This window comes from Azospirillum sp. B506 (assembly GCF_000333595.1).
Classification (GTDB): domain Bacteria; phylum Pseudomonadota; class Alphaproteobacteria; order Azospirillales; family Azospirillaceae; genus Azospirillum.
On the sequence record NZ_BADK01000540.1, the window covers coordinates 1 to 7,890 of the forward strand.

Here is a 7,890-nt window from a genome sequence, read left to right on the forward strand (position 1 = left end):
GCATGGACCGAACCGCATGGCGGACGCGGCCACCGTGCCCGCTGCCGCCGCCATGCCCGCCCGACGCAACGGCCGGCGCCGCCGCGATCAGGATGGCCGTCGCCGCGACCGCCGCGGCGATGGAAGCGGCGATGGTTGTGGAGTGCGCGCTCCGCCTCATGCTTCGGCCCTCCTCGATCATATCGTCAATTCAAGCCGGCCATCAGTTCATGCTGGCGGTGGCCGGCACGTTCTGGACGGTGCCGATCAGGTTCTCGGTGTAGACGACCTCCTTGGGCGCAAGCTTCAGCGCCTTGGCAGTCATCCGTTCCGCTTCTTCGCGGCGTCCCTGGGCGCTCAGCACCTCGGCCCAGCTCGAATAGACGTCGGAGAAATTCTGATCGGCTCGGCTGGCCTCGTCGAACTTGGCATAGGCCTCGTCGATCTGGCCGGTCAGGGCCAGGGTGAAGCCCCATTCGCTCAGCGCCGCCGCCTTCACCGCCGGGCTCTGCGCCACGTTGGGGTGCTGCACCACCGCGGTGAAGTTCTTCACCGCCAGATCGTACTCACCGAGCCGGGCATTGACGACGCCCAGGTTCAGGCGCGGAGACAGGAAATTCGGGTCGAGATGCACCGCCTCCTCGAACTGGTGGATGGCGCCGTGGCGATCGTTCTGCTGGTATAGGACCATGCCCCACAGATTGTGCAGCCAGGGGGCGTAGCGCGAGTCGTGCCCTTCCAGTTCCCGGCGCAGGATCTCCAGGGTCGGGGTGAAATCGCGCGACAGCCGGTCGCGCTTGAACTGGTAGGCGGCCAGGATGTAGGGGTTCACGACGCGCATCGCCTCATAGGCGGCGCCATGGATCAGCCCCTTCATGTCGTCGACCGTGCCGTTGCGCGAGATCCGCGTCTTGTTGTGGTGGCTGTCGTAGCTGCGCAGGATGAATTCGACCTGCTGGTCGTGGCGCACGATTTCCCCGGAGAAGGTGAAGGGGATCATGTGCGCCGATTCCTGCACCACGCGGATCAGCGGGGTGACGCCGAGATACTCGCCCAGCACCGAGGTGGCGCTCTGGTCGGCATGCAGTTCGACCTGTCGGGCTTCGGCCTTGGTGAAGGCCTGCCGCTCGATCTCCTGCATGTCGTCGGCCAGCTTGGTGATCACCACCGCCGGCGTCAGGCCGGTTTCCTGGGAGATCGAATCGGGCACGTCCACGTAATCGAAATGGATGGTCTGGGTATCGGTGAACACGGCGAAGCCGAAGGCCATCGCCAGTGTCACCAGCGGAATGGTGAGAAGGCCGAAATCCATGTGTTTCCCCCTGTCGCTTTGCTTTCGCTGTGCCGTCTGTCTGCTGTCAGGCTGTCGTGGACGCCATGGCGGCGGTCACGAGGCGGCCTTTTCGGCGAAGGACAGGAAGCGGCTGGGATGGACGTCGCGCACGTTGTAGACCCAGCCCTTGATCTGCTGGCTGACCAGCGATTTGGTGGAGAAGTGGTAGATCGGGATGACCGGGTCGTCGTCGATCATCGTCTTCTCGGCCTGGCCGAGCAGGGAGGAACGCTGTGCCGCATCCTCGCTGGCAGCCGCCTTGGCGAGCAGGTCGTCATACTTGCGGCTGCGGTAACCGGGATCGTTGCGCGGCGGCAGGGCGGTGGACAGCATCAGGTTGAGGAAGACGGTGGGGTCGGCGTAGTCGCCGATCCAGGCGGCGCGGACGATCTGGAAATCGCGCCGCGCGCGGCGCTTGAGATAGTCGGTGCGCTCGACGCTGACCGGCTTGACCTGGATGCCCTTGCCGAAGGCATCCTGCCACATGGAAATGACGGCGTCGGCGATGACGCGGTTGTTTTCCGACTGGTTGTAGAGGATTTCGACCGCCAGCGGCTGCATCGGGCTGAAGCCCGCGGCCGAGAACAGGCGGCGCGCTTCGCGCAGGCGGTTGTCCATCGGCTCGGCGATGAAGTCGGCGGTCTGGCGGCGATAGTTGGGGACGATGGGCGGCACCAGCCCATAGGCCGGAGTCTCGCCGGCGCGGGTGACCTTGTCGACGATGTTCTCGCGGTTGACCGCCAGCGACAGCGCGCGGCGCAGGTCGCGGTTGCTCTTGAACGGCTCGACCGTGAGGTTGAAGGCGTAATAGTAGGTCGCCAGGAATGGCCGGTTCCAGAACACCTTGGGTTCGGTCAGCGAAATCCACTTCACCCGGTCCTGCGGCACCTCGTAGGTCAGGTGGAGGGTGCCGGCCTTGAAGCGGTCGACCTCCTCGGACGCGTCGTCGATGGGGAAGAAATTGACCTTGTCGATGGCGACGCCGTTGCGGCCATGGAAGTTGGCGTTCCTGCCCAGGCCGATCTGCTGGCGGGCACGCCATTCCTCCAGAACATAGGCACCGTTGCTGACCATCTTGCCGGGATCGGTCCAGCGCTCGCGCTGCGATTCGACGGTGGCGCGATGCACGGGCAGGGCGCTGTTGTCGGCGGCGATCAGGTCGAGGAAATAGGGGGTGGCCGCCTCCAGCGCGATGGTCACGGTGCGCGGGTTCGGCGCCGCAACGCCCAGCGTGTCGGCCGGCTTGCTGCCGTCGATGACGGCGGCGGCGCCCTTGATGACGCGCATGTTGGCGGAGGGCTGGATGCCGTCCTTGGGCGTCAGGGCGCGGCGCAGGCTGTAAACGAAATCCTCGGCCGTCACCGGATCGCCGTTGGACCAGCGGGCATCGGCGCGGAGCTGGAAGCTGTAGAGCTTGCCGTCCTCCGACACCTGCCAACTTTCGGCGACGCCCGGCAGGATGCGGCCGTCGGGGCCATACACCACCAGCCCCTCGAACAGGTCGCGCAGGATGTTCGATTCGATGCGCCCGTCCGTGCGGTGCGGGTCCAGCGTCGACGGTTCGCCACCGTTGCCGCGGTTCAGCACCGTTGCCGCCTGCGCCGCCGTCCCGGCGAAAAGCGCAAGCCCGGCGGCAACCATCACCGCCGATACCCTCTTCTTTAGCTCTGTCACCGGTAGCCTCGCATTCTGGCGGTGGATTCGGAAAATGATCGGTGTCTGGCCCATCCTGCCGGGCCGCAGGCCGCCAAGCGGCCGGGCGCACATCCCGGCAGCGGGTCGGAGTCGTTATTGAGTGCCGGCGGCGCTCCAGCTGCGGATCCTGGTTTCCAGGATGGCGCCGGTCCGCTCCGCGGCCAGCCGGGCGCGGGCGTCGGCCAGCCAGGGGGCCGCCACCGGTGCGGCAACGCCGTCGAGGGAAGCCATGGTGTCGATGGCCGCCGCGAGTTCGCCGGCTTCGAGCCGGGCCGCCGTGGCCGCCAGCAGCGCCGGGGTCCTGCTTTCCGCCGGTTGCGGGGCTGCAGGTTGCGGAGCCGCCGGATCGGCACCCTGCGGCGGCGATTCGGACGCGGATGCCAGGATGACCGTCGAGAGGCCGGTCATCCAGCCCCAGACGGTTTCGCGCAACCCGCCCGAACCGTCCTGCACCTCCGCCTGGAGAGCCGATGGCACGAGCAGCCCGAAGGACGCATAGAGCTGCGTCCGTGTCGGTACGCCCTTGGCCGCGTAGCCGGACACCGAATCGAGCGCCTTCGAGAGCTCGCCATCGGGCGCGGTGGAAAGACGCATCAGGGCGAGGTCGTCGGCGAAGGGGTCGGACTTGCCGAGCGACTCCTTCAGGAGTCGCGCCGCGATTACCGATACCGCACGGCCGGAAACGGCCTGCTGGTCGATTCGCTTGCCGGTCGTCGCGACCGCCTGCTCCAGCGCCGTCAGCTTCTCCGGCATCGCAGTCAGTCCTGCGACGGTCCGCTCCAGCGTATCGAGCTTCAGTTGGCTGCGGCTCGGAGACAGGAATGACGAGCGCAGCTCATCGGCATAGAGAACGGTGCCGCACACCGCCGCCGCCGCCAGCAGGATGGTCAGAATGATCGGACCGTTGCTGCGGCTTGGCTGCACGATGGCAGGTGCGGCCGCTTCGGACGCCTGCCGGTCAATGCCGGATCGGCCGCCGGTTTCGTCGGTGGATTGGACGTCTTGCATACGGTCACGCTCCGCTCGGGTTTGGCATGGCTGCTACGGTCCGCAAGTCACTGTCGATGGCCGATTTCCAAGCCGGCGACAGGGGCGGTTCCGGCGGTGCCGGGCGGCATCGTCCTCCTGTGGCGTCGGCATGTGAAAGAGCGGTCCTTGATTCGAGTGTCGAGTAGTCCGCATATCTCATATCGGACAGGCTACCTCAATCAGGGTAAACGGAAAAGCGTTCACGGGAAATTTGCAGACTCCGGCGGTATGGAAACTTTTGGTTCAGAATCAGGATCTTATTGTTATCTGTTGAAGAAATTTTTAATCAAAGGATGTGATTGATTGTAACCGCCAATATGCTTGGTTGAAAAGGTAATCGACAGCGATAACAAGATTTCGAATGCAGGAAAAGCTTGGAAGGTTACGAATCTGAACGGTTTTTCTGAGAACTCCCAGTTAGAAGATTGCGCTGCTCCGTGGAATTTATTTCGAGAGGTTGTGTCCTGACGTGATCATTCATAATTCGTTAGGCTTGCTCGGGTCCAATGACGGCAGGTGAGGTTTGCGGGCTGGCCGGGGGAGCGGATCACAATCCGGGACGGTCGTGCGCTCGCGGACTTCCCGACCGGATCGGGCATCATCGAGCGCCGGAAACTACATGCCGAATGTGTTTGGAACGGTGGATCGCACCATGGCGGGCCAAAACCAGCCTTATGTCGATGGCCCCGCAAATCAGGCGGAAGGTCCACAGCAACGGGGCCGGCTGCAGCATGGCCAGCCGGCTGCCCGCGCGCGCGCCATGGGACTGTCGCGGATGGTTTTCGCCGCGATTCTTCTGGCATCGACGGCCGCTGCACCCGCCGCGGCCTGGAGCCGCCACGGAGCGGACGCGGAGGACGAGGCTCCTGTCAGAACCCGACGCCCGTCCGCCGCAGCGGCAGCCGCTCCATCCTCTGGCGCGTCCTGGCTGTCGGGCACCGGTCAATGGATCGGCTCGACCGCGTGCTCGGCAGCGACCACGGTTGTAAGCACGGCAACCGCGCCGGTTGCAGCGGTCGGCGGCTATATTTACAGCGGATCCAACGCTCTCAGCCAATTCAGCTGGGAAGTCGCCTATATGCTCGGAGTCAACAGCACTCCCGTCAGCCAGGTCCATGTCACGGACGCCGCGATGCCCGTGGCATCGGTGCAGGATGCTTCGGCACAGGAGACCGCTCATACGGCTCCCGCCACGTCGCCACCCGAACCGGCGCCGGGAGCCGCTACGCCGCAGCCCCTCCCGACACCATCCAATGCCGCAGCGCCGCTGGCGGCGGCCATGGCCGATGCGATGCCCGTCGCCGTGCCGCAACGTCGCGCGACGGACGCGAAGCTGCTGGCGGCACTGGCGGTCGACAAGCCTCAGCGCAGGCCGGACGGGTCCTACTTCGTTCCGAAGCCGCTGCAGCGGATGTTCGACATCCGCACGCACAAGGCCGAGAGCGTGCGCACGCCGCTGACGGTCAAGCTGCCCGGCCGGATCGTGCCGGACCCGAATGCCCATGGCGATGTCGAGGCAAGCCTGCTTGGCCGCATCGAACCGCCCAAGACCGGCATGCCGGTCCTGGGCGAGACGGTGCGCAAGGGACAGATCCTCGGCTATGTCGCGCCGGCCATCGGCGTCGTCGATCGCAGTCAGGTCCGGCGCGAGGTCGCGCGGCTGACCAACGAGATCCGGATCACCGCCGAAAGCGTGGAGATCCTCAAGCAGTTCTGGTTCGTGCCCTTCCGCGACGGCAAGGTGATGCAGGCGGAGGTCCGGCTGGAGGGGCTGCGCCGCGAGCGGGAAGCGCTGCTGCCGATGCTTCAGACCCAGGAGGTGCTGCGGGCGGCCATCGACGGCGTGATCAGCGCCTCCACCGCCATCAACGGCCGGATCGTCCATCCCGGCGAGAAGATTTTCGAGATCGTCAACCCGCAGCGGCTGTGGATCGAAGCGGTCGCTGCCGACCCCGAGGTCGCGCGCGGCACGCAGCTGGTCAACAGCGCCAGCGCGGTGACGCCGGAAGGCGACGCGCTCGACCTGACCTTCATCGGCAGCGGGCTGGCGTTGCAGCAGCAGTCGGTGCCCTTGATGTTCCGCATCGAAAATCCGATGGAGGGTCTTCGGGTCGGCCGTCCGGTCACCGTCACCGTCCGCAACGAATCGAAGATGCGCGAAGGCATTCCGATCGCCCGCGAGGCGGTGGTCAACGATTCGGGCGGGTCGGAACAGGTCTGGGAACTGGTCGAGCCGGAGGTCTTCATGCCGCACACGGTCAAGACCGAGATGATCGATGGCCGCAGCGTGCTGATTTCCGCCGGACTGGAGCCGGGCGCCCGGATCGTCACCCATGGCGCCCGGCTGCTGTCGCAATTCCAGTAGCGGCCGTTTCCCGCCTCCGCCCGGCGAAAACGACGCCCGGCCAAAACAACGAATGCAGATACAGTGGAGGACGTCATGGAGATTCGCAGCAAGACGGCAGACTGGCTTCGTTGCCTCGCCGCCGGCGTGGCGTCCGCCGTGCTGGCGGTGTGTCTGGCAACAGGGCTGACCGCCGGTTCCGCCGGCCGGGCACTGGCCGACGAGGCCGCGTCGCCGCGCATCGCGATGGTCATGGAGCTGGCCCGGACAACGGTGAGGGGGGCCAGCGCGGAACCCGTCAGCGTCGTGGTGATCGCCAACCAGAAGCGGCTGTTCGCCTTCGTCGACCGCTATGACAGCAGCGAACCTCTGAGCGGAGCCGAACTGAGGATCGACACCCCGCGCCAGACGCTGGACCTGAGCGAGGTTTCCCCTGGCATCTACCAGTCGGAACCCTACCTGCCGCCGGCCAGCGTCACACCGCTGACGGTCCGCCTGGCGCTGGCGGGGGCGAGCGCGTCCGGTGCCGCCGACCTGCTGGTGCCGCGACTGGCGGATACGGTCCCCGGTGCCGTATCCGCCCACCGGCCGATCATCTGGGCGGGGGTGGCGGTTGCCCTGATCGTGGTCCTGCTGTGGCTGTGGCAGCATCCCGTGGCCATCCGCCGCCGCTGGCCCGGCAGGCCGGCCTGATCCTCCGCCACCCCCAGCCTTCCGGCCGCTTTCGGAGACGCCCGTCGTCATGTTCACCTTTCTTGTCGGAATCAGCCTGCGCCAGCGCCCTCTCGTCCTGATCGCGGCGCTGCTGATCACCGGCTGGGGCGTTCTGATCGCGCGGGACATGCCGATCGACCTGCTTCCCGACCTGCATCCGCCGATGGTGACGATCGTCACCGAGGCCGGCGGCTATGCGCCCGAGGAGGTCGAACAGCTCATCACCTATCCGATGGAGCTGGTGCTGAACGGCATGCCGGGGGTGTCGCGCATCCGCAGCGCGTCGAGTCCCGGCTTTTCGCTGATCTATGTCGAATTCACCTGGGGGACCGATCCCAACCGCAACCGGCAGCAGGTGACGGAACGGATCGGCATGGTGCGCGAGCGGCTGCCGGCCGGCGTCGTTCCGCATCTGGCACCGATGTCGTCGGTGATGGGGCTGGCGATGCAGCTGGTGGTGCAGGCCCCCGGCATGGATCCGATGGCCCTGCGCGAGGTGGCCGACTGGACCGTCCGGCCCCGGCTGATGGCGGTGGAGGGGGTATCGCAGGTCTATGTGGTCGGCGGCGACGTGCGGCAGTTCCGCTTCACCCCGAACCCGGTCGCCATGAATATGCTGGGCATCACGCTGACCCAGGTGGAGCAGGCGCTGACCGCCTTTGGCGGCAACAGCAGTGGTGGGCTTCAACGACCTGTACAACACCGAATTCATCATCCGCAACGTCGCCCGCAGCCGCAGCCTGGACGATCTGCGCAGCCTCGTGGTCGCCTTCCGCGACGTTCGCCCGGTGCTGCT

General features: G+C 66.3%; 6 protein-coding genes. 3 read left to right on the top strand and 3 right to left on the bottom strand.

Features of this window, described 5'->3' with window-relative positions; genetic code table 11:
- Positions 1-202: 202 nt before the first annotated feature.
- From I71_RS16110 to I71_RS16120, 3 genes are all read right to left on the bottom strand, one after another.
- Positions 203-1,291: a tetratricopeptide repeat protein gene (locus tag I71_RS16110; protein WP_042695863.1), complete on the bottom strand. Its 1,089-nt coding sequence runs from the start codon at positions 1,289-1,291 to the stop codon at positions 203-205.
- 75 nt (positions 1,292-1,366) lie between these two features.
- Positions 1,367-2,986, bottom strand: a complete 1,620-nt coding sequence (locus tag I71_RS16115) for a peptide ABC transporter substrate-binding protein (protein ID WP_083897199.1) — start codon at positions 2,984-2,986, stop codon at positions 1,367-1,369.
- Between the two features lie 114 nt (positions 2,987-3,100).
- Positions 3,101-4,015, bottom strand: a complete 915-nt coding sequence (locus I71_RS16120; protein WP_042695865.1) for a mitofilin family membrane protein — start codon at positions 4,013-4,015, stop codon at positions 3,101-3,103.
- A 1,153-nt stretch (positions 4,016-5,168) separates the two neighbouring features.
- On the opposite strand from I71_RS16120, the gene I71_RS36015 reads away from it, so the two are divergent.
- From I71_RS36015 to I71_RS16135, 3 genes are all read left to right on the top strand, one after another.
- Complete coding sequence (locus I71_RS36015; RefSeq protein ID WP_244433871.1) at positions 5,169-6,401, top strand: efflux RND transporter periplasmic adaptor subunit; 1,233 nt, start codon at positions 5,169-5,171, stop codon at positions 6,399-6,401.
- Between the two features lie 75 nt (positions 6,402-6,476).
- Entirely contained in the window at positions 6,477-7,073 is a 597-nt protein-coding gene (locus I71_RS16130; protein WP_042695866.1) for a hypothetical protein, read from the top strand.
- 49 nt (positions 7,074-7,122) lie between these two features.
- Positions 7,123-7,890 (top strand): efflux RND transporter permease subunit (locus I71_RS16135; protein ID WP_042695867.1); only part of this gene is annotated, 768 nt, incomplete at its 3' end.